The 24,798-nt window shown below is 65.7% G+C and carries 20 protein-coding genes and 1 pseudogene; 11 read left to right on the top strand and 10 right to left on the bottom strand.

Features of this window, described 5'->3' with window-relative positions; all coding sequences use genetic code 11:
* Positions 1-21: 21 nt before the first annotated feature.
* On the bottom strand, positions 22-444 hold the full coding sequence (locus QFZ91_RS31345) for a PRC-barrel domain-containing protein (protein ID WP_429569556.1): 423 nt from the start codon (positions 442-444) through the stop codon (positions 22-24).
* A gap of 294 nt (positions 445-738) precedes the next feature.
* Here QFZ91_RS31345 and glgX point away from each other — a divergent pair, with 294 nt between their 5' ends.
* The 3 genes from glgX to QFZ91_RS31360 all read left to right on the top strand — a co-directional run bounded on the left by glgX (position 739) and on the right by QFZ91_RS31360 (position 5,448).
* Positions 739-2,952, top strand: coding sequence for a glycogen debranching protein GlgX (glgX, locus tag QFZ91_RS31350; RefSeq protein WP_429569557.1), 2,214 nt, complete (start codon positions 739-741; stop codon positions 2,950-2,952).
* A gap of 161 nt (positions 2,953-3,113) precedes the next feature.
* Positions 3,114-3,290 (top strand): DUF2934 domain-containing protein, encoded by a 177-nt coding sequence (locus tag QFZ91_RS31355; RefSeq protein WP_176105945.1) that lies wholly within the window; start codon positions 3,114-3,116, stop codon positions 3,288-3,290.
* 94 nt (positions 3,291-3,384) lie between these two features.
* Entirely contained in the window at positions 3,385-5,448 is a 2,064-nt protein-coding gene (locus QFZ91_RS31360) for an AI-2E family transporter (RefSeq protein ID WP_429569558.1), read from the top strand.
* A 46-nt stretch (positions 5,449-5,494) separates the two neighbouring features.
* Here the strand turns inward: QFZ91_RS31360 and QFZ91_RS31365 are convergent, their stop codons facing one another.
* From QFZ91_RS31365 to QFZ91_RS31385, 5 genes are all read right to left on the bottom strand, one after another.
* Positions 5,495-7,099, bottom strand: coding sequence for an efflux transporter outer membrane subunit (locus tag QFZ91_RS31365; protein WP_429570921.1), 1,605 nt, complete (start codon positions 7,097-7,099; stop codon positions 5,495-5,497).
* A 70-nt stretch (positions 7,100-7,169) separates the two neighbouring features.
* Positions 7,170-8,759: a DHA2 family efflux MFS transporter permease subunit gene (locus QFZ91_RS31370; RefSeq protein ID WP_429569559.1), complete on the bottom strand. Its 1,590-nt coding sequence runs from the start codon at positions 8,757-8,759 to the stop codon at positions 7,170-7,172.
* Positions 8,756-9,952 (bottom strand): HlyD family secretion protein, encoded by a 1,197-nt coding sequence (locus tag QFZ91_RS31375; RefSeq protein WP_429569560.1) that lies wholly within the window; start codon positions 9,950-9,952, stop codon positions 8,756-8,758. Before QFZ91_RS31375 ends, QFZ91_RS31370 begins: the two co-directional genes overlap by 4 nt.
* A gap of 140 nt (positions 9,953-10,092) precedes the next feature.
* Complete coding sequence (locus tag QFZ91_RS31380; RefSeq protein ID WP_176105940.1) at positions 10,093-10,266, bottom strand: hypothetical protein; 174 nt, start codon at positions 10,264-10,266, stop codon at positions 10,093-10,095.
* Between the two features lie 39 nt (positions 10,267-10,305).
* Positions 10,306-11,928: an FAD-dependent oxidoreductase gene (locus QFZ91_RS31385; RefSeq protein WP_429569561.1), complete on the bottom strand. Its 1,623-nt coding sequence runs from the start codon at positions 11,926-11,928 to the stop codon at positions 10,306-10,308.
* Between the two features lie 251 nt (positions 11,929-12,179).
* On the opposite strand from QFZ91_RS31385, the pseudogene QFZ91_RS31390 reads away from it, so the two are divergent.
* Both QFZ91_RS31390 and QFZ91_RS31395 read left to right on the top strand, forming a co-directional pair.
* Positions 12,180-14,340, top strand: a pseudogene (locus QFZ91_RS31390) (response regulator).
* Between the two features lie 153 nt (positions 14,341-14,493).
* A complete protein-coding gene (locus tag QFZ91_RS31395) occupies positions 14,494-14,781 on the top strand; it encodes a hypothetical protein (RefSeq protein ID WP_429569562.1) in 288 nt (95 codons plus the stop codon).
* Between the two features lie 119 nt (positions 14,782-14,900).
* Here QFZ91_RS31395 and QFZ91_RS31400 read toward each other — a convergent pair whose 3' ends face one another.
* From QFZ91_RS31400 to QFZ91_RS31410, 3 genes are all read right to left on the bottom strand, one after another.
* Positions 14,901-15,920 (bottom strand): class I fructose-bisphosphate aldolase, encoded by a 1,020-nt coding sequence (locus QFZ91_RS31400; RefSeq protein ID WP_176105937.1) that lies wholly within the window; start codon positions 15,918-15,920, stop codon positions 14,901-14,903.
* A 97-nt stretch (positions 15,921-16,017) separates the two neighbouring features.
* The gene (locus QFZ91_RS31405) at positions 16,018-16,437 is read right to left on the bottom strand and encodes a secondary thiamine-phosphate synthase enzyme YjbQ (RefSeq protein WP_429569563.1); all 420 of its coding nucleotides are present in this window, start codon (positions 16,435-16,437) and stop codon (positions 16,018-16,020) included.
* A gap of 15 nt (positions 16,438-16,452) precedes the next feature.
* On the bottom strand, positions 16,453-16,773 hold the full coding sequence (locus QFZ91_RS31410) for a thioredoxin family protein (protein WP_368717759.1): 321 nt from the start codon (positions 16,771-16,773) through the stop codon (positions 16,453-16,455).
* 172 nt (positions 16,774-16,945) lie between these two features.
* Between QFZ91_RS31410 and QFZ91_RS31415 the strand changes: the two genes are divergently transcribed.
* From QFZ91_RS31415 to QFZ91_RS31435, 5 genes are all read left to right on the top strand, one after another.
* Positions 16,946-17,242, top strand: a complete 297-nt coding sequence (locus tag QFZ91_RS31415) for a DUF2628 domain-containing protein (protein ID WP_176381497.1) — start codon at positions 16,946-16,948, stop codon at positions 17,240-17,242.
* 78 nt (positions 17,243-17,320) lie between these two features.
* Entirely contained in the window at positions 17,321-17,764 is a 444-nt protein-coding gene (locus tag QFZ91_RS31420; RefSeq protein ID WP_176105933.1) for a hypothetical protein, read from the top strand.
* Between the two features lie 236 nt (positions 17,765-18,000).
* Positions 18,001-19,344 (top strand): sugar efflux transporter, encoded by a 1,344-nt coding sequence (locus QFZ91_RS31425; RefSeq protein WP_429569564.1) that lies wholly within the window; start codon positions 18,001-18,003, stop codon positions 19,342-19,344.
* 216 nt (positions 19,345-19,560) lie between these two features.
* A complete protein-coding gene (gene gnd, locus QFZ91_RS31430; RefSeq protein WP_429569565.1) occupies positions 19,561-20,595 on the top strand; it encodes a phosphogluconate dehydrogenase (NAD(+)-dependent, decarboxylating) in 1,035 nt (344 codons plus the stop codon).
* A 36-nt stretch (positions 20,596-20,631) separates the two neighbouring features.
* Positions 20,632-21,330 (top strand): HAD family hydrolase, encoded by a 699-nt coding sequence (locus QFZ91_RS31435; RefSeq protein ID WP_176125729.1) that lies wholly within the window; start codon positions 20,632-20,634, stop codon positions 21,328-21,330.
* 63 nt (positions 21,331-21,393) lie between these two features.
* On the opposite strand, the gene QFZ91_RS31440 is transcribed toward QFZ91_RS31435, so the two are convergent.
* Positions 21,394-21,933 (bottom strand): ankyrin repeat domain-containing protein, encoded by a 540-nt coding sequence (locus tag QFZ91_RS31440; RefSeq protein ID WP_429569566.1) that lies wholly within the window; start codon positions 21,931-21,933, stop codon positions 21,394-21,396.
* A gap of 464 nt (positions 21,934-22,397) precedes the next feature.
* Here QFZ91_RS31440 and QFZ91_RS31445 point away from each other — a divergent pair, with 464 nt between their 5' ends.
* Positions 22,398-24,791, top strand: a complete 2,394-nt coding sequence (locus QFZ91_RS31445) for a phosphoketolase family protein (RefSeq protein WP_429569567.1) — start codon at positions 22,398-22,400, stop codon at positions 24,789-24,791.
* The last annotated feature ends 7 nt before the right edge of the window (positions 24,792-24,798 follow it).

Raw genomic sequence — 24,798 nt, forward strand, 5'->3', positions numbered from 1 at the left:
TTCGACGCGGCAGCGCCGCCCTCAATCCGCGTACTTGAACTCCGGCAACGCCTCGAGCGATTTCTTCGTACCGTCGGGCAGCACGACACGCCGGTTGTCGATCTGCAGATCATTGAACGGCACCGCGACCAGATGCTTGCCCACGCCGAGAAAGCCGCCGACCGACAGGATCGCGTAGGTGGTGCGCTCGGTGCCCGGCGATACGATCAGATCGTCGAGCGTGCCGATATTGTCCTTGTTGCGGTTGTACACGTCCGCGCCCGACAGCTTCGACGCGCGATATCCGCTCGCGAGCTGCACGACGTCGGTGCGTTTTTCGGTGATCGCTTGCGGAGCGCCTTGCGCGAACGCGCTGCCGCACGGACCCAACGCGGAAATCAGCGTAATGGCGGCGAGAAGCGATGCGGAAGCGGCCAGCGGTTTGATCTGCGTGTTGCGCATCATCTGTGTTCTCCCTGATTGCTGTCGTGGCTTTTCGATGGCGCGGAACGCGTGCGCCTTGCCGCTATGCTGCAAATCTCATGCCGCGACTTTTGACCTGAGGGAAAGCAAGCCCGTCAGGCCCAAAAGTTGCTGTTCGAACTCGCCTGCTGGGTGCGCGCTGTGCAATGTCCGGCGCGTTCGCCCCGAATGCCTAAACTTGAATATCGAGCAGCCCGGAACACGTGGGAAGGCAGTTGAAAAAAACACATGCATGCCCCCGAGATACCAGCCTCCTTGCATCCACTGAGAACACTTATGTCATCCCCAGCCAGCTACTCGACGCGCATTTCCGAAGGCACGCCATTTCCGCTCGGCGCGACATGGAACGGCAACGGCGTCAACTTCGCGCTGTTCTCCGCGCACGCGACGAAGGTCGAACTGTGTCTGTTCGACGAATCCGGCCGGCACGAACTCGAACGCATCGAACTGCCCGAGTACACCGACGAGGTATGGCATGTGTTCATACCGAATCTGAAACCGGGTGCCGTCTATGGATATCGCGTGCATGGCCCCTACGAGCCCCAGAACGGGCATCGCTTCAATCCGAACAAGCTGCTGCTCGATCCGTATGCGAAGGCGCACATCGGCGAGCTGAAATGGGCGCCGGAAATTTTCGGCTATACGCTCGATTCGGAAGAGCTGGACCTGTCATTCGATGAGCGCGACAGCGCGCCCTTCGTGCCGAAATGCAAGGTGGTCGACGCGAATTTTTCGTGGGGTCATCCGGAGCGCAACGCGCTGCCGTGGGAGCGGGTGATTCTGTACGAGACGCACGTGCGCGGCTATACGAAACGTCATCCGCAAGTGCCCGAGCGTTTGCGCGGCACGTTCGCGGGTTTGGCGCAGCAGCCGGTGCTCGATCATATCCGCAGTCTGGGCGTGACCTCGGTCGAGCTGATGCCGATCCAGACCTTCGTCAACGACAAACATCTGCTCGACAAGGGCCTGACGAACTACTGGGGCTACAACACGATCGGCTTTTTCGCGGCCGATCCGCGTTTCTTCGCGTCAACGACCGAGTCGGTCGGCGAGTTCAAGGAGATGGTCGACCGCTTTCACCAGGCCGACCTCGAAGTGATACTCGACGTCGTATACAACCACACGGCCGAAGGCAATGAACGCGGCCCGACAATCTCGTTCAAGGGCATCGACAACGCGTCGTACTACCGGCTGATGCCGGACGAGCCGCGCTACTACATCAACGACACCGGCACCGGCAACACGTTGAACCTGTCGCATCCGCGTGTGCTGCAGATGGTGACCGACAGTCTGCGCTACTGGGTCACCGAAATGAAAGTGGACGGTTTCCGCTTCGATCTCGCGACGATCCTCGGCCGCGAAGATCACGGCTTCGACGAAGGCGGCGGCTTTCTCGACAGCTGCCGCCAGGACCCGGTGCTCTCCAGCATCCGGCTGATCGCCGAGCCGTGGGATTGCGGCCCGGGCGGCTATCAGGTGGGCGGATTTCCGCCGGGCTGGGCCGAATGGAACGATCGTTTCCGCGACACCGCGCGCGCGTACTGGAAGGGCGACGAGAGCACCGCCGCGGATCTCGCGACACGCATCACCGCGTCGGGCGACAAGTTCAATCACCGCGGCCGGCGGCCCTGGGCCAGCGTGAACTTCATCGCCGCGCACGACGGCTTCACGCTGAACGATCTGGTCTCGTACAACGACAAGCACAACGACGCAAACGGCGAGGACAACCGCGATGGCCATGCGGACAACCGGTCGTGGAACATGGGCGCCGAAGGACCGACCGACGACGCCGACATCCGCCAGCAACGCGAGCGCCAGAAGCGCAATCTGCTCGCGACGCTGCTGCTGTCGCAGGGCACGCCGATGGTCCTCGCCGGCGACGAATTCGGCCGCACGCAGCAGGGCAACAACAATGCGTATTGCCAGGACAACGAGATCAGCTGGGTCGATTGGGATGCGATCGACGACGACGGCCGCGCGCTGACCGAGTTCGTGCGCAAGCTGACCACGCTGCGCCACCGCTTGCCGGTGCTGCGGCGAGGCCGGTTTCTGACCGGCGAATACAACGAGACGCTCGACGTGACCGACACGCGCTGGCTATCGCCGGACGGCACCGACATCACGGCCGAGCAATGGGCCGATCCGGCGATGCGCTGCTTCGGCCTCGTGATCGATGGCCGCGCGCAGGCGAGCGGCATTCGCCGTCTCGCGTCCGACGCGACCTTGCTGCTGGTGCTGAACGCGCATCACGACGTCGTCAATTTCACGCTGCCCGACATTCCCGAGGGCGAGCGTTGGACCTGCCTCGTCGATACCAACATGCCGGTGCGCGCCGAGCTGCCGCAATTCAGCGCGGGCGATGCCTACCAGGTGACGGGCCGCTCGCTGCTGCTGTTCGCGCTCGAAGCGCCGAGCCGCGCGACGCAGCGCGTATTCGACCGCCTCGAAGAGCAGTTGACTTCCGACGAAGGCGACTCATCGCCAGGCTAGTCCGGGTGAGCGAGCGACGCCAGTTCCGTCGCACTCCGTGGTAAAAGCGGGCCGCAGGCCGGGTACAAGGTTTGCTCCCTCTGTGGTTGACGACACGCACGTGTCTCCGATCTTCGCGACGATAGACGCGCGAACGCAAACAGCCAAGCTGGGGTGAACACATGGAACAGGAACCGAGCGTCGACGAGCAGATCCGCACGCGCGCCTACTATCTGTGGGAGCAGGCGGCCGAGCCGAAGGGCACGCCCGAGCAATACTGGGAGCAGGCGCGCAGTGAGATCGAGAAGGAGGCACCACCGGTCGAGAGCGGGCCGGTGTCGGGCGACACGATGAAATAGGCGTTACTTAGCCTTCCGGAGTAAAGAGACTCTGAGCCGGCGCATCGCGCGCGGCTCAGGGACCGCTTTCCCACGCCCGATCTTCCTTCACGAGATGAACGACACACCCGAGCCGCGCGCCACGAGCCCCGCCGCGCGTATTCAGGCAGCGACCGCCGCATTCGGTATCGAGGGCCTCGTCACATTCGTCGTCGCGGTGATCGCGGTCGCATGCCTGTACTTCGCGAGCGCGGTGATGATTCCGATCACGCTCGCGATCCTGTTGAGCTTTCTCGTCGCGCCGCTCGCCGATGCACTGGCCCGGCTCAAACTCGGCCATGTCGCGTCGGTGTGCGCGGCGGTGCTGATCTCGGTGTCGGTCATCGCGCTGTTGTGCGCGGTGATCGCCACACAGTTGACCGATCTCGCCGCCGGCATGCCGCGCTATCAGGCGACCATCCATCACAAGCTCGATACCGTGCACAGCCTGACGATCGGCAAGCTGAACCGTTTCGCGAGCGAGGCAGGGCAGGCGTTGCAGCCCGCGACGATCGAGCCGCCGCAATTACCAGCGCCGAACGGTGCGGCCGCGGCGAGCCCGCAGGCATCGACGGCGGTGCCGGTGGAAGTGCGCGAGCCGGTGCCCACGCCGTTCGAGCTCGCGCGACGCGTATTGTCGCCGGCCATCAGTCCATTGGAAACCGCGTTCATCGTGTTCGTCGTCACGATCGTGATCCTGCTGCAACGCGACGACCTGCGCGATCGCGCGATCCGGCTGTTCGGCTCGCGCGACCTGCATCGCACGACCACGGTGATGGACGAGACCGCGCGGCGCCTGAGCCGCTACTTCGTGTCGCAGCTCGGCGTGAACACCGGCGTTGGTGTCGTGATCGGCGCGGGGCTGTTTCTGATCGGCGTGCCGAGCCCGGTCCTGTGGGGCATTCTGGCGGCGCTGCTGCGGCTCGTGCCCTACGTCGGCATCTGGATCGCGGCGATACTGCCCACCGCGCTCGCGGCCGCGGTCAGTCCCGGCTGGGAGATGGCGATCTGGTCGCTGGTGCTGTTCGTGGTCGCCGAGCTCGCAGTGGGGCAGGTGGTCGAGCCGCTGCTGTATGGGCGCAGCACGGGCCTGTCGCCGTTTTCGGTGGTGGTCGCGGCAATCTTCTGGAGCTGGATCTGGGGGCCCATCGGACTGATCCTGTCGACACCGTTGACGCTGTGTCTGCTGGTGCTCGGCCGGCATGTGCGGCGTCTCGAGTTTCTCGACGTGCTGCTCGGCGATCAGCCGCCGCTGACGCCGGTCGAAAACTTCTATCAACGCGCGCTCGCCGGCGATCCGGATCAACCGATCGAGCAGGCCGAAGTGCTGCTGCGTGATCGCTCGTTGTCGGCCTATTACGATGAAGTCGCGATTGGGGCCTTGCGGCTCGCGGCCAGCGACGTAACGAGGGGCAGCGTGACGAGCGCACAGCTCGCGCGCATCGAATCGACGACCAACGAGCTGGTCGACGGCCTCGACGGCTACGAGGATCGCGAACCCGCACCGCTCGCGACGCAGTCGAACTGGGGCGCGGCGGGGCCGCTCGCGCCCTCCGACGAAACGCGGGCCACGGGGGCGATGCCACGATCGGTCGACGCGGCGAACAGTGGCGTGAGCACCGCGACGCTCACGCCGGAACAGACCCACGGCCCGCAGCAGGAGCCGGGCGGCGAACCGTCCGTCGTAGAGCCCGTATTCGCGTGGCATGCGCCGACGAGCCGCGTGTTGTGCCTGCCGGGCCGTGGTCCGCTCGACGCGCTCGCGACGATCATCCTGCTGCAGTTGCTCGGCAAGCACGGCTTCGCGGCGCGCTCGCTGCTGCACGAGGCGGTGTCGCGCGCGTCGATCGATCGCCTCGAGGCTGGCGACGTCGGCATCGTCTGCCTTCTGTATCTGCAGATCGACGGCATCCCGTCGCATCTGCGCAATCTGATCCGGCGCATCCGCGCGCGCTTGCCGAACGTGTCGATCGTGGTCGGCCTTTGGGCGCCCGAGGATAGGCAGCAGTGGAGCGCGGAGCAGCAAGAGTCGCTGGAAGCGGATTGCGCGGTGACGTCGTTGCAGCAGATGCTAGCCGCGTGCCGTCATCTCGATGCGACGCGAACGGTGATTGAGGAGCCGCAGTTCGAGCATGGCTGACGCCTTGCGGCCTCGCCGTCTTGCGGCCTCGCCGCATCGCGGCCGGTTATCCGCCGCTGCCAGGCGGCGCCGCGGCGCCGGTTGCCCCCGCCGCCGCATCCGCATCGCTCTGCCAGCCCCCGCCTAGCGCCTTGTACAGCGCCACCAGATCTGTGCTGACCTGGGTCGTGCCTTGAGCGTATTGCTCGCGTGCCTGCGCGAGCTGCCGCTGCGCGTCGAGCACGTTGATGAAACTCGTGAGCCCCTTGCGATAGCTGTCGCGCGACAGATCGAACGAGGTCTGCTGCGCGGCGACGCTGTCGGCGAGCGCATCGCGCCGTGCCTGATCGGTGCGATAGACGACGAGCGCGTTGTCCACGTCCCGCAGCGCGGTCAGCACGGTTTTGCGGTAATCGAGCGCGGCCTCGGCCTGCTGGGCCTCCGACATCCGCAGATTGGCGACCAGCGCGCCGCCCTCGAAAATCGGCAGCGACACGGTGGGTCCGAACGAATAGAACAAGTGCGACCAGCGCGCCAGATCGCGCGCATTCGTCGCGCGCGTGCCGGCCTTGCCGGTCAGCGACACGTCCGGATAGAACTGCGCGACCGCGACGCCGACACTCGCCGTCGCCGCATGCAGGTTCGCCTCGGCGCGGCGGATGTCGGGCCGGCGCCGCGCGAGCGTCGACGGCAGGCCTACCGGCACGACGGGCGGCACCGGCGGCACGGTCTGCGGCGCACTCAGCTGCGCTTCGAGCGCGCCGGGCGGCTCACCGATCAGATAAGCAAGCGCGTTCAGCGCCTGGGCGATCTGCTGATCGTATTGCGGCAACTGCGTTTTCGTTTGCGCGAGCTGGGCGCGGGCGCTTTGCACATCGAGCTGGCTCGCGAGTCCGACCTTCGCCTGGTTCTCCGTCAACGCGACGGTCTCGCCTTGCTGCTCGACGAGGCTCACCGCAATGTCGTGCAAGGTCTGCGCGCCGCGCAACTGCATATAGGTCTGTGCGACCTCGGCTTCGAGCGATAGCAACGCGTCGTTGCGGCTTTCGTACGCGGCCTCGGTTTGCGCGTTCGCGGCCTCGACCGAGCGACGCACGCGGCCGAACAGACCGAGCTCCCAGGTCGCGTCGAAGCCGACCTGCCACAGATTGACCGGCGCCGTGAGCTGATCGAGCAGGTTGTTCGCGCCGTTTTGCAGCGCGGCCCCCGCGCCCGGTGCGATCCTGTTGGCCGGCGAATTCGGCGCGCCGAGCTGATCGACCTTATCGAACGCGCCGTTCTCCTCCAGAAAACCTTTAAGGCCGAGCTGCTCGCGCTGATAGCTGCCGGTCGCGCGCAGATTCGGCAAGCCTTGCGCGGCCGCCGCTTGCACCTGGGTGCGCGCTTCGACGATGCGCAGCACCGCCTGCTGCAGGTCCAGGTTGCCGAGCGTCGCGCGGGCGATCAGCGCGTCGAGCGTCGGATCGTTGAAGCTGCGCCACCAGCGCGGGTCGGGATCGGTGTCGAGCGTCGGCACCGAAGCGACGTTGGCCGCCGTTGCGGATGATGCGCCGCTAGCGGCCGCATCGCTCGCAGCGGTGCGCTGGGTATCGTGCCACTGCGCCGGCACGTCGGCGTGCGGCGCATGAAAGTCGGGGCCGACCGTGCAGGAAGCGAGCAGCAGCGCGGGCATGCCGACGACGACACACGCAATCAAACCCGTAGCGGAATCGAGAACGCCGCGCCTCGAACGAAGCTTCACTTCAATGTCCTCCGCCGCCGGACGCTTTGACCGGTGAAAAGAAAATCGCGATCGGAATGCAAAGCGTGCAGAAAATCGCGAGGAACGCGAACACGTCGACATAGGCGAGGAACGTCGCCTGCGAGATGTACGTGGTGTACAGATGGCCATTTGCGGTTTGCAGCGCCTGCGAAAGCGGCATGCCATTCATGTCGGCGATCCTCTGGGCGTTGCGTTGCAAGGTATCGTTGTAGTTCTGCGAAAGCGGCGACATGAACTCCGACAGATGCGCCATGCGCGCCTGAGTGCGCTCGCGAACCATCGCGGTCGACAGCGAGATGCCGATCGAACCCGCAACGTTGCGGAACATCGTAAACAGCGCGGACGCGTCGTCGTTGAGTCGCGGCGGCACGGTCAGATACGCGAGCGTCGTGATCGGCACGAACAGGAAGCCGATCGCGAGCGACTGCGCACTGCGCATCTTCACTAGCGTGAAGTAATCGATGTCCGGCGTGAGCGTATGCGAATACGCGAGCGCGCACGCGAGCAGCCCGAAGCCGGTCGCCACCAGCAAGCGCGTCTGCACGTGGGGCATCATTTTGCTGATCAGCGGAATTTCCATCGTGATCAGCACCGCGCCCGGCGACAGCACGAGGCCCGCGAGCATCGCCGTATAGCCAAGCTGCTGCTGCGCGAGCTGCGGCACGAGCACCGCGCTGCCATAGAGAATCGTCGCGAACGCGGCGATCGTCACGCAGCCGAGCGCGAAGTTGCGGTCCTTCAGACAGCGCAGGTCGACGACCGGCTTCTTCGTGTACAGCAGCCAGTAGATCGCGCCGACGATGCCGGACACCGCGAGCACCGCGAACGTGCGAATGAAGTTCGATGAAAACCAGTCGTCGTCCTCGCCGCGATCGAGCATCACCTGCAGGCAGCCGAGGCCGATCGCGATCAGAACGATGCCCACGTAATCCACCGACACGCGCAGGTCGCCCTTGCGTTTCCACGGTGGGTCCTCGACCAGCTGCATCACCGCGAGCGAGGTCAGCACGCCGAACGGCACGTTCACGAGGAACACCCAACGCCACGAAAAGTTGTCGGTGATCCAGCCGCCGAGCGTCGGCCCCAGCACCGGCGCGACGACGATCGCGACCGCCGAAATCGAGAATGCGCGGCCGCGCTGCTGCGGCGCGAACGTGTCGAGAATGATCGACTGCTGGTTCGGTTGCAGTCCGCCGCCGAAAAAGCCCTGCAAACAGCGGAAGATGATGAGCTGCCACAGATCGGTCGCGATGCCGCACAGAAACGAGCACACGGTGAACGCAATGATGCAGACGAGGAAATAGCGCTTGCGGCCGAGCAGCCGGCCGAAGAAGCCCGAGAGCGGCAGCACGATGCCGTTGGCGACCAGATACGAGGTCAGCGTCCACGTCGCTTCGTCGTAGCTCGCGGACATCGTGCCCGCGATATGCGGCAACGCGACGTTGACGATGGTCGTGTCGAGCACTTCCATGAACGCCGCGAGCGTGACGACGATTGCGATCAGCCACGGATTCGCGGATGGCTTCCAGTTCGACGATGCGTCGCCTGGCGCGGCATCGGACGCGGTCATTTCAGGTACACCTTCGGCTTAACCGACAAGCCGAGCCCGAGCGGATGATCGCGCGGCAGACCTTCGTCGATGATGATCTTGACCGGCACGCGCTGCACGATCTTCACGAAGTTGCCGGTCGCGTTTTCGGTCGGGAACGCCGAGAAGCGCGAGCCGCTGCCGAGTTGCACGCTATCGACATGGCCGCGCAGCTCGAGCTGCGGATACGCGTCGACGTCGACCTTGACCTTGTCGCCGGGGCGCATGCGTTCGAGCTGCGATTCCTTGAAGTTCGCGGTGATCCACACCTGCGGCGTGACGATCGAGAACAGCGACACGCCCGCGGTGAGGAAGCTGCCGAGCTGCACGTTGCGCCGCGTGATCCAGCCATCCGACGGCGCGCGCACCTCGCAGTACGACAGATTCAGCTGCGCCTGTTCGAGCTGCGCCTCGGCCTGATGCACCTGCTGGCGGCGTTCGTCGACGCTGGCCTCGGCCTGGCGCAACTGCTGCGGCACGAGGCTCGCGGTGCGCTGCTGCGCACGCGCCTGCGCGACGCTCGCGTCGGCCGACTGGCGCTGCGCGTCGGCGGTATCGACGTTCTGCTGCGTGGTCGCGCGCGGATCGACCGAGTGCTGACGCTGCCAGGCGGCTTGCGCCTCACGCAGATTCGCTTCCGCCGACGAAGTCTGCGCTTTCGCCTGGCGGTACTGCGCGGGATACTGCACGCGCGCGATATCGAGCTGCACCTGCGCGGCGTTCAATTGCGCTTTCGCAAGACCGAGCTGCGCCTTCGCCTGATCGACCTGGGCCTGGTAGTCTCGCTTGTCGATCACGAGCAGCAGGTCGCCCTTGTGCACGAACAGGTTGTCGTCGACCGCCAGCGTCACCACGTAGCCGGAGACTTTCGGCGCCATCGTGATCGCGTTGCCGTCGGTGTAGGCGTCGTCGGTCGTTACTTCGTTGCGGGTCGCGAACCACCAGACGAAGCCGACGATGCCGATCAGGATCACGAGCGCACCGAGGATGATCAGCGGTTTTTTGCCGGGCTTTTTCTGCTGGCCGTCGTCGTCGCCGTTGTCCTTGTTCTTGTCGTTGCCGCGTTTGCCGCCGTCATCGCGTGCGTCGTTGCCGTCGCGGCGCGCATCGCCGCGCGACGCATCGCGCCCGGATGCTTCCTTCCCGGTGCTGGCCGAGCCGGTCTCGTCTGACATGGTGAGTCGTTTCCGTCGTTCCAGTGGGTTGAGAATGGTGGAGTGCAATAGATGCCACCCGCGGCCGCCGTGATCACAGCAATGCACGAGGCCGCGGGCGCTCGGGAAGCACGGGCAGCGCGCAGCGCGCCGCCACGCGCCTATTGACCGGCGGGCTTGTCGTGCCCGGCCTTTGCCTTGTCCTGCTCCGGCTCGATCTTGGTGGTGCCGCCCGTCGAAGGCGGGTCGCTAGCCGGGAAGCTGTCCTCGACCTGTTCGTCGATCTGCTGTTCGCTCTTTTCCGAGTGCGGATGCTGTTCCTTGTGTGTCGTCATGGTGGCTCCTTCCTCAAGGTTGAACGGCAAGACGATGGCTCACGACGCCGCCGCTTGCGGCGCGCTGCCGGCCGTCGCGCCGATGATCGTGAGCGCCTCGGCGCGCGACAGCCCGCCGCGCATCGCGTCCGAAAGCCGCGCGGTCAGCGCCTCGCGCTCGCAGGCGAACACCGCGTCGACATTGCCGTCGCGCACGTACAGCGCGATGAACTGGTGATGATCGAAGTCCCCATCGACGACGATCTCATCCCACTCGCTCGCGTGGCCCAGGTATTCGAAGTTCTTGCCGTAGTGATAGGTCCAGAAGAACGGCACGTCCGCATAGCGGGTACGCAAGCCGCACATGTTCTGCGCGGCGATGCGCGCGTGCTGCTGCGCGACGCGCCAATGTTCGATACGCAGCGGCTCCTGGTTCTCGTGCAGCGAGAACACGGCGATATCGCCGGCCGCATACAGACCGCACGCGGCGCTCATGCCGGCATTGACGACCACGCCGCCGTCCTTCTGCAACGGCAGTCCTTCGACGAACCCTGTAGCCGGCGCAACCCCCGTGCCTAGCAGCACGACATCGGCGGCGATGGCTTCGCCGTCCGCGAGCATCACCGTATGCACGTTGCCTTCCTCGCCCTCGAGCGAGGCGACCTTCGCGTCGAGATAAAACTTCACGCCATTGCTTTCGTGCAGCGCGCGAAACATTTGGCCCGCGCGCTCGCCGAACTGCTTCACGAACGGCACCTTGTCGCGCGAAATCACGGTGACGGGCACGCCGTGCTTGCGCAACGCGGATGCGACTTCGAGGCCGATGAAACTGCTGCCCAGAATCGCGACGCGGGTTTGCGATGCATCGTCGCCGAGCGCGTCGATCAACGCGGCGGCATCGTCGAGGTGCCGCAGCACGTGCACGCCGCCGAGTTCGCAGCCTGGAATGTCGGGCACTTTCGGCACGCTGCCGGTGGCGAGCAGCGCGGTGTCGTATTTGAGCGGCTCGATGCTCTGCCCGCCATTACCTGCGCCGGCTTCGAAATGGATCGTGCGCGCGGGCACGTCGAGCCGCGCGACCTTCGCGACGATCCGTTCGATGCCGTGCGTGTGCAGCCAATCGGGCGGCAACAGCGGCGGCACGTCGGCGGGTGGCATTTCGAACGACGGAACGAATTTGCTCAGCGAGGTGCGGTCGTACGGCGCGTGCGCTTCGTCGCCGATCAGCGTGATGCGGCCCTCGAAGCCGAACTCGCGTAACGCGGCACAGGCGGCGGCGCCGGCCGCGCCCGCGCCGATCACCACGTAGTGCTTGCGTTGCGCGGCATCGAGCGCGGGTGTGTGCGCCGCCGCATCCGGCGCGGCGATTTTTTCCGGCGATACGAGCACGTCGTCGCCATCGAGCGTGACCGGGTAGCGATCGAGCGGCAGCAGCGGGGGCGGCTCCAGCACGTTGCCGGTCGCGACATCGAAGGTGCCCTTGTGCCACGGACAGATGATGCGGCCGTGGCACAGCGCACCCTCTTCGAGCGGGCCCCCCGCATGCGGGCAATCCGGGGAGTACGCGTGCACGGTGTCGCCGTCGCGCACGAGCAGGATCGGCGTGTCGTCCACGGTGACGCGCACCGCACGCTCCGCCGGCAAATCCGATAGCCGCGCAACGCGGCGGGCAGTCGTCGACATGGTGAGGCCTCGGGCATGGAAAGGCTCGCGCAGCGCAGCGAGGCGCGTCGCGAGCAGGAACGGAAGTGGGCTGGCCATCGAGCAGCGATAGGGCAGCAATCAGTGTGCCCGCGCGGCCTAGCGAAGTGATGCAGCGAACCCGCTTGGGAAGATAGGCCGAGTTGCGGTAAATTTCGAGGCAGGGGAATTAGCGCGCGAACAGCGGCGTGCGAATTCACAGGCAATGCCTTCCCTGACCTTAGGCAACTTTGATGGAGCGGGTGACCGTGCAGCGTGCAGAACGTGTCGCAGTCGATGTGCCGATGCCGTCACGCAACTTCGCGGCGACACGGCGCATGTTGCTGATCGTGCTGGCCGTGTCGATCGTGTTTCCGTTGGCCTGCCTCGCGGGCTATGGCTACTTCGACTACCAGCGCCGGATCTCCGATGCGAACGATATGATCGACCGCCTCGCGCGCGTGGCGCAGGAGCAGGCCGTCAAGGTGCTGGATCTGAACCGGCAGATGGCCTCGCGCGTGATCGAGCTGCTCGGCAATTCCGACGATGCGCAGATCCGTGCGCGCGAGCGCGAATTGCACGAGCGCCTGAAGAGCATCGGCGGCGACTTTCCGCAGGTCGCATCGATCGCGCTGCTCGGCGTGAACGGCGAGCTGCTCGTATCGAGCCTCGCGTATCCGGCGCCGGCGCTGCAGACCGGCCAGCGCGACGATTTTCTCGCCGCGAAGGCGATGCGTCCGCAGCCGTATTACTCGCTGCCGATGTTCGGCCCACTGTCGAAGGTCGACGTCTTCACGACCGCGATCGGCCGCTCGGACGCGAACGGCCGGTTTCTCGGCGCGGTCACGGTCGCGCTGCGCAACGAATATTTTTCGCGCTTCTATCGCGAACTGACCAACGGCGATCCGTCGCTCGCGCTCGCACTCTACCGGCAGGACGGCAATCTGCTGGTGCGCTATCCGCCTTGGCCGGCCGGCGCGCGGGCCGTCGATGCACAGCGCGTTCATGTCCGCGTTGCGCGACAAACAGCTGTTCGGCCACGTGCGTCTGAATTCGACCGTCGACGGCGTCGAGCGTCTGCTCGCGTTTCGCCGCGTCGGCGACTACCCGTTGTATGTAATGAGCGCGTATGCGACGTCGTCGATCGTGGCGGGGTGGCGCACGCACTTTCTGTTCATCGCGGCGCTGACGGCGGTGCCCTGTATCGCGATCTGGGCGCTCGTACTGTATTCGCTGCGCCAGCTCGAAGCAGAGCGGCGCGCGTGGGAGCGCTGGCAGGGCGAGGTCGCGATGCGTCTGTCGGCCGAGGCGTCGAGCCGGCAACTGCAGCGCATGGGCGCGCTCGGCAATCTGGTCGCCAATGTCGCTCACGATTTCAACAATCTGCTGATGGTGGTGTCGGCCAATACCGAGCTAGCGCGGCTCAAGCATTACAACGATCTCGAGAAGGAAGTACATGCGGTCGAGCGTGCCACCGCCACGGCCGAAGCGCTGACACGGCGTCTGCTCAGCGTCGCGCGCAAGCAGCCGCTGAAGCAGGAGCCCGTCGAGCTGGCACGCTGGCTGCCGGCCGCCGTGCCGCTGATCAACGCGGCGCTCGGCGACACGATCGAGCTGGCGCTGCGCATACCGGAGGGCCTGTGGCAGGTGCTCGTCGATCCGACCGACCTCGAGTTCGCGATCGTGAACATCGCGATGAACGCGCGCGATGCGATGCCGCGCGGCGGGCGCTTTGTGATCCGCTGCCAGAACAATCGGCTGGTCGGCAGCGACACGCTGCTGCCGGACGGCGAGTACGTGCTGATCGCCTGCTCCGACGACGGCGAAGGGATGCCCGAATCGGTCGCGCGACGCGCGTTCGAGCCGCTCTTCACGACCAAGCTGCGCGGCTCGGGCACCGGCCTCGGGCTCGCCCAGGTCCTGTCGATGTCCGAGCAGGCCGGCGGCACCGCGAAGATCGACAGCGTGCTGGGCAGCGGCACGACGGTACGGATGTTTCTGCCGCGCTATCGCGAGCGCGCCGCAACGGCCGGCGTCGATGCGCGCCAGCCGTTGCCGAGCGCGGCCGGGGTCATACTGCTCGTCGAGGACAACGAGGACGTCGCGGCCGGCGTGACCGCGGTGCTCGAAACCTTCGGCTGCGAGGTCCATCACGAGCCGACCGCCGACCAGGCGTTCGACGTGCTGAGCGCCGGCGAGCGCTTCGAGCTCGTGCTGTCGGACATCCAGATGCCGGGCAAGCTGAACGGTATCGAGCTCGCGGAGAAGATCCGCAGCGCGTGGCCGTCGCAGAAGATCGCGTTGATGACCGGTTACGCCGACGAGCTCGACCGCGCGCGTCGGCTCGGCATCGCAATCCTCTCGAAGCCGTTCAATATCGACGAATTGCATGCGCTGGTGGCGTGCGGCACCTGAAGCCGCGGCACGCCGTTCGCGCATTGCGTGCATGGGCTTTTCCTGTCGTGCTGTGGTGCGGCACAGCCCTTGCTCACAAGCGTGCGAGGTTTGCGCGTGCGGCTGCCGCGCGCCCACTTCGTTTCGACACTCTCGACACCCAGGAGAATCGCCATGAAGATCAGACACGCAGTGCTCGTTTCCACCTTGCTCGCGGCTTCGTCGCTCGCGATGGCCCAAGGTGCCGGCGGTGGCGGCGGCGGCGGCGGGGGGCCGGCCGGCACCGACCCGAACACCAACGCCGCGACCTCGTCACGCGAGGGCGGCGATGCGGGCCCGGCGACGACGGCTACGCCTGCGACCCACCATCACATGAAGAAGCACTCGAAGTCGAAGAAGCCCATGACCGACTCGACGAATATGCCGGGCGCCGACGCGAGCAGCGATACGAAGGGGCAGTAAGCGCCGCGTATTGAGACAGAAGTGCAGAAGGAGCCACGCGCCGGTCCCCTGGCGTGTCGGCTCCTGCGTTTTTGTGCACAAGCGTGCTGACGGGCGATTCGCGCTGCGCCCGCCAGCGCTCAATCCTTTTCCATCGACGGGTCGTACTTGCCGAGCGCGGCCGCGCCATTCAGACGCGCGCGCTTGAGCAGCGCCTGCTGCGCTTCCTTTACGTTGCCCGGCTGGCCGCGCCACGCATTCAACGGCGGCTCCTGCAACGCACGCCCATACGAAAAGCTCAGATTCCACGGCAGCGCGCCGAGCCGGTTCATCGCGCTGAGATTGGCGGTAGCTTCCTCGGGCGACTGTCCGCCCGACAGGAACACGAGACCCGGCACCGAAGAGGGTACGGTGCGCATCAACACGCGCACGGTCGCCGCCGCGATATGCGCGGTGCTCGACTGCTGCTCATGCTCGGAGCCGGCCAGCACCATGCTCGGCTTCAGCACGATATGTTCGAGCACGACGCGATGCCGATGCAGCGCATGAAACACCTCGTGCAACACGGCCTCGGTCACTTCGGCGCAACGCTCGATCGTGTGATCGCCGTCCATCAGCACCTCGGGTTCGACGATCGGCACGATGCCGGCCTCCTGGCTGATTGCCGCGTAGCGCGCGAGCGAATCGGCGTTCGCCTCGATCGCGAGCCGGCTCGGCAGGCTCGCGCTGATGTTGTAGACCGCGCGCCACTTCGCGAAGCGAGCGCCTTGGCGCTTGTAATCGACGAAGCGTTTGGCGAGACCGTCGAGGCCTTCGGTGATCTCGTCGCCTGGAGCGAGCGCGAGCGGCACCTTGCCGAGGTCCACCTTGATGCCGGGCACGATGCCGTTCGCCGCGGCCACTTGCGGGAACGGCGTGCCGTCGTCGGCTTTCTGGCCGAGCGTTTCCTGGTAGAGGATCACGCCGCTCACGAACTCGCCGAGGCCGGGTGTTGTCAGCAGCAGGTTGCGATACGCGCGACGGTTTTCTTCGGTCGATTCGAGGCCGATCGTCTTGAAGCGTTTGGCGATGGTCGGGCCGCTTTCGTCGGCGGCGAGAAGACCCTTGCCCGGTTGAATCATCGCCTTGACGGTGGCTTGCAGCTCGCTACGGGTGTCCATGAGGTGTGCTCCCTTGGGTAGGCTCCGTACGATGCGGTGTGCGGAGAAGTGCCGGTGACGGTTTCCTTTGCGTGACGAGTGGGTGCGAAAGCGGACTTTATTCGCCGAGCAGATGCAACACGATATCGCGCGGCTGTGGCTGACGCCGATGTTCGAACAGATAGAGCCCCTGCCATGTGCCGAGCACCATTCTTCCATGCTCGACGGGCACCGATAGCTGCACCTGCGTGAGTGCCGTGCGCAGATGCGCGGGCATATCGTCGGGGCCTTCGGTGCCGTGCTCGTAGCGCGTGTCGTCCTCGGGCGCGAGGCTCTCGAAGTAGCGCTGCAGATCGCGCCGCACCGTTGGATCGGCGTTCTCCTGAATCAGCAGCGATGCCGACGTGTGCCGGCAAAACACCGTCAAGAGACCCGTACGGATGTCCGTATCGTCGACGAAGCGGCGCGCGTCGTCGGTAAATTCGACCAGGCCGCGGCCACGGGCCTGGACACGCAGATGATGGATGACCTGGCGCATGATGGAACTCGAATCTCAGAGCGACGCGAACGCGTCCTCGATGTCCTCGGCGCTGCGCGGCCGCACCACGCGCGCGACCTCGGCGCCGTCGCGCATCAGCACGAGCGTCGGCCACAGCTTGACCTTGAACGAGCGGCCGAGCGGGCGGCCGGGACCGTCCTCGATCTTCAGATGCCGCAGGCCCGCGTGCGGCGCGAGCGCCTGCCGGATCGAGGCCTGCGCGCTCTGGCAATAGCCGCACCAGTCGGTGCCGAATTCGACGACGGTGGCGCCGGGCAGCGAGTCGAGCTCGGCGCGGGAAGGGGCTTTCGGGGAATAAGCTGTCGAGGAGGTCATGCGTGCTCCGCTCTTGATCTTGATCTGCCAAGGGTAGCAGCTATGCTGCGGATCGTCAGCGCAGCGGCCGTATGCAGCCGATGCGCGTGATGTCGCCGCGGCATGTTAAAAAGCGGTGCGCACGTGCTCGACCGATCGACGCGCCGCGTCATCGCACGGAACCTCGCAAAACATGAACGCCCGAATCTATCTGCAACATCCGCAGCACAAGGACGCAATCGCGGTCGCGACCGGCTTCAGCTGGGGCGCGTGCCTGCTCGGCTTCATCTGGGCGCTGTCGAAAAGAATGTGGTTCGCCGCGTTCGTGATGCTGGGCATCAACGTGATTCTGCTCGGCATCGGTCTGTGGGGCGAGACGGCCGACCTGATCGGCTTCGTGCTGTCGATCCTGTTCGCGTTCGCGTGCGGCGCGTATGGCAACCGTTGGCATCGCTGGACGCTCGAACAGCGCGGCTACGTCGTCGTGTGATGCGTTCACGCTGGAGCGGGGATTGCTGCGCGCAGACGTTTGATCGAAGCTGAGTTCAATCCGTGATGGAGGCGTTTCATGCTCATTGGATCGACAGTCGCTGGCCTCGCCGTGTCGTTGGGAATGTTGGCCATCGCGCCGCTCGCCCACGCCGCCGACGCGGCGCCCCCCGCCACGCTCGCCGCCACCCCCGCCACACCAGCGTCCGCTCCCGCCGACGACACCTTCCTGCTGACGATCTTCCTGCGCCACGACGAATCGAAGCCGCTGCCGAAGATCAACGATCAACTGCGCGAGCAGGGCTTCTTCAAGACCTTTCCGCCGCCCGGCATCGAAGTCGTGTCGTGGTACGTGATGATGGGCATCGGACAGGTCGTGACGCTGCGCGTGCCCGCGAGCCGGTTGCGCGAAGTGAACCGTGCGATCGAATCGACCGCGTGGGGCGGCTATCACACCGAGTTCTATCCGACCTACGACTACAAGGCGCAGGCGCAGCAAATGCGCGCAACTGAGGGCAAATAGCGGCGAGCGTGCCGGCAGCTTGCCGCTAACCGCACGCATCGGCACGGCACGGCGCGAGCGGCGCTGCGCACGGGCGCGCGCATTCCACATTTGGGACGGCTGTTGCGCGGGTTTACGCGAGCCGCGCTCCGGGTCGATAATGCCCCCGGTCGTTTTGGCCCCAACCCGCGACGCCTATCGTGCCGTCGAGCGCATCGAAGCGCAGCGAGGCCCGCTCCACCTGACCCTCCGCCCCCGTGTTGAAAACTGCGCGTTTTTTCGACCTGCTTCGCATTCCTGGCTTCAAGCCGCTCGCTGCCGCCACCCTGATGCTCGGTGTGGCGATGTCCTTCACCGCACCGTATCTGTCTCTGTTCGGCATCGAACGCGCCGGCATGACGCCGTTCCGGCTCGGCGTATTCATGACGCTGATCGCCGCGAGCGGCGTGCTCGCGAGCACGGCCGCCGGGCGCTGGAGCGACCGGAGCGGGCGGCACCGGCCGTTGTTGCTGGCGGCGCTGATCCTGGCCGCGCTCGGCTACCTGTGTCTGTGCGTGGTGCGCGATTACCGGCTGCTGCTCGTGGTCGGCATCGTGTTCATCGGCGCGGGCGGCTCGGCGATTTCGATGGTGTTCTCGTTCAGCCGCGCGGCGCTGCCGGTGCCGGACCCCGCCGAGCGCGTGTTCGCGAGCGCGACGCTGCGCACGATCCTGTCGGCCGCATGGGTGTTCGGGCCGTCGGTCGGCGCGCTGGTGCTCGCCGCGACGAGCTTCACCGGGCTGTTCCTGTTCGCGGCCGCGAGCTTCGCGACCTGTGGCTTCATCGTCTGGCGCATGCAGGAGCCGCAGAGCCATCTCGGCGATCACACGGTCGAGGACACCGCGTCCGAGCCGTCCGCGTCGATCACGGTGCCGCCGCTGCGGCAACCCGGCGAGGATGCGCACGAAACGCTGCCAGCCGCGTCGGCGAACGACATCCTGCGCTCGGTGACCGCGCTGACCTTGCTCGGCCTCGCCGCGAACGCGACGATGATCGTGCTGCCGCTCTACATCGTGCACGGGCTGAACGGCACGCATCTCGACGTGTCGGTGATGCTCGGTCTCGGCGCGCTGACCGAGATCCCGATGATGCTCGCGCTCGGCGCGAAGTCGTCGTCGCTGCACAAGCCGAACTGGCTTGCCGCTTGCGCGGCCGTGCATGCGGTGTACTTCGTCGCGATGTCGCTCGCCGGCAACGTCACCGTGCTGATCCCGATGCAGATGCTGAACGCGTTCGTGGTCGCCGTGACCTCCTGCCTCGGCATGACCTACGTGCAGGATCTGATGCCGCATTCGCCCGGGCGCGCGACCGCGCTGTTCTTCAATGCGGCGCGGGTCGGCTCGATCCTGTCGGGCGTGCTGTCCGGGCTGCTCGTGCAGGCGTTCAGCTATCGCGGCACGTTCCTGTTTTGCGGACTGCTGGGGCTGTGCGCGCTCGTGCTGTTCGCGGTGCCCGGCTATCGTTACCCGGTGATGTGGCGCGCGGTGAAGCGCTTCGCGGCCGAGCAATACGCGAAGCTGGCCGCGCGCCGCGGCACGCGCGTGCCCGAGCGCAGCGAATGACGCGCGACACCGCCGCATCCGCCTTCGTGCGGATGCGGCGCGCCTCCAGCCGCGCGGAACTTTGACCCGCGCCGCACCTCTGCAAAAAAGTGCGGCTTCTTTCGACCCATTCGGCGCACCTTGCGACACAGCGCCTATGCTTAAGGGCAACCACGCCGCCGCAACACGACGACCAGAAAATCGGACAGCGCAACGCAGCATCTTCCGGAGCGAGCTATGCAGCTAGGCATGATTGGATTGGGACGGATGGGCGCCGACATGGTGCGGCGCCTGACCAGCGGTGCTCAGCAATGCATCGTGTACGACGTGCAGCCGGCGGCCGTCGACAGGCTGAAGCAGGAAGGCGTGGCCGGCGCCAGCTCGCTCGAAGACCTCGTCGCGAAGCTCGCCAGGCCGCGCGCCGTGTGGCTGATGGTGCCCGCCGCGGTGGTCGACGCGACGCTCGACAAACTCGTGCCGCTGCTCGAACCGGGCGACATCGTGATCGACGGCGGCAACTCCTACTATCACGACGACATCCGCCGCGGCCAGCAACTCGGCGCGCGCCAGCTTCACTACGTGGACGTCGGCACGAGCGGCGGCGTGGCGGGGCGCGAGCGCGGCTACTGCCTGATGATCGGCGGCGAGGCCGAGGTCGTGAAACGGCTCGAACCGATCTTCTCGGCGCTGGCGCCCGGCGTCGGCACTGAGAGCGCGACACCGGGCCGCGTGGCGGGCGCGAGCACCGCCGAGCAGGGTTTTCTGCATTGCGGACCGCAAGGCGCGGGGCATTTCGTCAAGATGGTTCATAACGGCATCGAGTACGGGCTGATGGCCGCTTATGCCGAGGGCCTGAACGTACTGCGCCACGCCGACGCCGGCCGCCACGCGCGCGAAGCCGATGCGGAGACGTCGCCGCTGCGCCACCCCGCGCAGTATCAGTACGATCTGAATCTCGCGGACATCGCGGAAGTGTGGCGGCGCGGCAGCGTGATCGGCTCGTGGCTGCTCGACCTGATCGCCGGCTCCCTCGCCAGCGACACCGAGCTGAAAGGCTACGCGGGCCGCGTATCGGATTCGGGCGAGGGGCGCTGGACCGTCGCGGCGGCGATCGACGAAGGCGTGCCGACGCCGGTGCTCAGCGCGGCGCTGTTCGCGCGCTTCAGTTCGCGCGGAGAAGCCGATTTCGCGAACCGCGTGCTGTCGGCGATGCGGCACGATTTCGGCGGCCATGCGGAAAAACCGGTCGCGCCGGACGGCGGGCTGAAGTAGCCGAGGCGATCCACGAACCTGCCACGAGGAACCGCGATGCCAGTCACTTCCGCCACGCCGCACGACGTCGTCTTTCTGTTCGATTGCGATAACACGCTGCTCGACAACGATCACGTGCTGCAGGATCTGCGCGCGCACATGATGGGGCAGTTCGGCGAAGAGAACAGTGCGCGCTATTGGGAAATCTTCGAGAACCTGCGCACGGAACTCGGCTACGCCGACTACCTCGGCGCGCTGCAGCGCTACCGGACCGAGCATCCGCGCGACACGCGCCTGCTGCTGATGTCGTCGTTCCTGATCGAGTATCCGTTTGCGAACCGGCTCTATCCGGGTGCGCTCGACGCGCTGCGGCATGTGGGCAAGTACGGGCCGACGGTGATCCTGTCGGACGGCGACGTCGTGTTCCAGCCCCGCAAGATTTCGCGCTCGGGCCTGTGGGACGAAGTCGAAGGGCGCGTGCTGATCTACATCCATAAGGAGTTGATGCTCGATCAGGTGATGGATTGCTATCCGGCGCGCCATTACGTGATGGTCGACGACAAGCTGCGGATTCTGGGCGCGATGAAGAAGGCATGGGGCACGGAGCTGACGACCGTGTTTCCGCGCCAGGGACACTATGCGTTCGATGCGAAGGAGATCGCGAACAATCCGCCCGCGGACGTGAGCGTCGGGCGAATCGGCGAGTTGGCGGAGATCGACGTGGAGACGCTGTTGCGTAGCGGGAAGGGCAACTAGGCGGCGCCGCGCGCGATGTGCGGGCACCGCATCAGGGGTGAAGCCGCGGGTGAAGTCGCGAGATCAAGCGCCCAGCGCTTTCAGGCGCGCCTGGGTATCGGCGGCGCCCATCCGTGCGGCGGCATCGGCCGCGCTGACGCCGTTCGCGTCGCGCGCATGCGGGTCCGCGCCGTGCGCGAGCAGCAGATCGACGCTTGCGGTGCGGTTGAACATCGCGGCGATCATCAGCGCGGTGCGGCCATCGGGCGATGCGCCTTCGACGTCGGCGCCATGCGCGAGCAAGGTTTCGATCACGTTGTCGAAGCCCTTGAACGCAGCGCCCGCGATCGGCGTCTGTCCTGCATCGTTGCGCAGGTTCGCATCGGCGCCCTGTTCGAGCAGCGTGCGCACCGCGTCGACATGGCCGTGATAGCTCGCGAGCATCAGCAGGCTGTCGCCGCGTTCGTTGCGCAGATTCGGCGGTACGCCTTTTTGGATGACGGCGGCGAGCATCGTCGCATCGCCGCGTCGCGCGAGGTCGAACACTTCGCGGGCGAGCGCCTGCAATTCAGGATCGGGCTGCGAAGCGGGCGGGTTGTTGGTGGGGGCGCTGTGGTTGGCCAAGGCTCTCTCCTTGCGTTGAATGAGCGGCGCGATGCAAATGTCGCGCCCGGTCTCACAAAGAGCATACAGATTCCGCGGCGCTCGCGTCCGCGTGCCGACAGCGGCGCCGCTGTGCTAGGCATGGCTGAACAGCTTGACCAGCAGCCCGAATACGCCTATCGGTATTCCGACCGCCACGAACGTCAACACGAGCGTAAGGACCAGAACCTTAAGCACTTTGAGCGCACTGGGAGATCTCGACATGGCGGCCATTGACCTGCGACAGAGGATCACGAAAAGAAAGCAGACAGCGCAAGGCAATTGCAGTACGAATGCCACATTCAGCGCGAGATACTGCGAGGGGTAAAAAACATTCGCCCCGGTTTGAGCAGCTTAGTACATTCGACCCGTGCCCCACGGCTTCGTTTCGAGTGCACCGCATCATCCGCCAACCAGCCTGACAGTTCTTTTCGAGGAGTGACGCCATGGCCGAAGCAACCTCGCATCCCACCCCACCGCAAGTTCTGGACCCCGATACGCTGCGCAACCTCGATCGCTACTGGCGCGCATGCAATTACCTGTCGGTCGGCATGATCTATCTGCGCGACAACCCGCTGCTGCGCGAACCGCTGAAGCCCGAGCACATCAAGAACCGGCTGCTTGGCCACTGGGGTTCCGATGCCGGCCAGAGCTTCGTGCTCGTGCATCTGAACCGGCTGATCCGCAAACACGATCTCGACATGATCTTTCTGTCCGGCCCCGGTCACGGCGCGCCGGCGAGTCTCGCGCACTGCTATCTGGAAGGCACCTATTCGGAGGTCTATCCGGACCGCAGCGAGGACGAAGACGGCATGCGGCGGTTTTTCCGGCAATTCTCGTTCCCGGGCGGCATCGGTTCGCATTGCACGCCGGAAACGCCGGGCTCGATTCACGAAGGCGGCGAACTTGGCTACTGCCTGTCGCACGGCTACGGCGCCGCGTTCGACAATCCTGAGCTGATCGTCACCGTGATGATCGGCGACGGCGAAGCGGAAACCGGGCCGCTCGCCACCTCGTGGCATTCGAACAAATTCCTGAATCCGATCCGCGACGGCGCGGTGCTGCCGGTGCTGCATCTGAACGGCTACAAGATCGCCAATCCGACGCTGCTCGCGCGCATTCCGCGTGAAGAGCTCGAAGCATTGATGGTCGGTTACGGGCACAAGCCCTATTTCGTCGAAGGCGACGATCCCGACACGATGCATCAGCAGATGGCGGCGACGCTCGAACAATGCATCAGCGACATTCGCGCGATCCAGCAGAACGCGCGGCAGAACAACGACACCACGCGGCCGCGCTGGCCGATGATCGTGCTGCGCTCACCGAAGGGCTGGACCGGGCCGAAAGAAGTGGACGGTCACAAGGTGGAAGGCTCGTGGCGCTCGCATCAGGTGCCGGTGGCCGATGCGGTGACCAATCGCAAGAGTCTGAAGATCGTCGAGGATTGGCTGCGCAGCTACGGTCCTGAAACGCTGTTCGATGCGAATGGCCGGCTCGTCGAAGAACTGCGCGCGCTCGCGCCCGAAGGCGCGCGCCGCATCAGCGCCAACCCGCACGCGAACGGCGGCCTGCTGTGCAAGATGCTCGACATGCCGTCGTTCCGCGATTACGCGGTGGCCGTGAAGAAACCGGCGGCGGCGTATACGTCGCCGACCGCGGTGCTTGGCACCTTCCTGCGCGACGTGATGCGCAAGAACATGTCGAACTTCCGGCTGTTCGGCCCCGATGAAACGTCGAGCAATAAACTGCATGCGGTTTATGAAGTGTCGGGCAAGACCTGGCTCGATCCCCTCGAACCGAGCGACGCCGACGGAGGCTACCTGTCGCCCGACGGCCGCGTGATGGAGATGCTCAGCGAGCACACACTCGAAGGCTGGCTGGAAGGCTATAACCTGACCGGCCGTCATGGGCTCTTCGCGACCTACGAAGCGTTCGTGCACGTGATCGACTCGATGTTCAACCAGCACGCGAAATGGCTCGAAAAATCCAAGCGCGAGCTCGGCTGGCGGCAGCCGGTGCCATCGCTCAATCTGCTGATCACGTCGATCGTGTGGCGCCAGGATCACAACGGTTTCACGCACCAGGACCCCGGTTTCCTCGACGTGGTCACGAACAAGAGCCCGGAAGTGGTGCGCATCTATCTGCCGCCCGATGCGAACTGTCTGCTGAGCGTTGGCGACCACTGCCTGCGCTCGCGCGACTACGTCAACGTGATCGTGTCCGACAAGCAGCCGCATCTGGATTATCTCGACATGGACGCGGCCGTCATTCATTGCACCAAAGGTATCGGCATCTGGGACTGGGCGTCGACCGACCAGGGCGCCGAGCCGGACGTCGTGATGGCGTGCGCGGGCGACATCGCGACGATGGAAGCGCTCGCCGCCGTGCAGATCCTGAAGGAGCACTGCCCGACGCTGAAGATCCGCTTCGTCAACGTGGTCGATCTGTTCCGCCTGATGCCCGAGCGTGCGCATCCGCATGGACTGTCCGACCGCGATTTCGATTCGCTGTTTACGACCGACAAACCGGTGATCTTCAACTTCCACGCGTATGCGGCGCTCGTACACAAGCTCACGTACAACCGCAAGAACCACGGCAACATGCACGTGCATGGCTACAACGAGAGGGGCAACATCAATACCCCGCTCGAACTCGCGATCATCAACGGCGTCGACCGCTTCACGCTGGCGATCGATGCGATCGATCGCGTACCCACGCTGCGCGGTGTCGGCGATCATACGAAGGAGTGGCTGCGCGGGCAGATCATCGAGCATCTCGCGTATGCGCACGAGGAGGGGATCGACAAGGAGGAAATCCGCAACTGGACGTGGAAAGGCTGAGGGGGAC

The sequence above is a fragment of the Paraburkholderia sp. JPY419 genome (assembly GCF_050435705.1).
Lineage (GTDB): Bacteria > Pseudomonadota > Gammaproteobacteria > Burkholderiales > Burkholderiaceae > Paraburkholderia > Paraburkholderia youngii.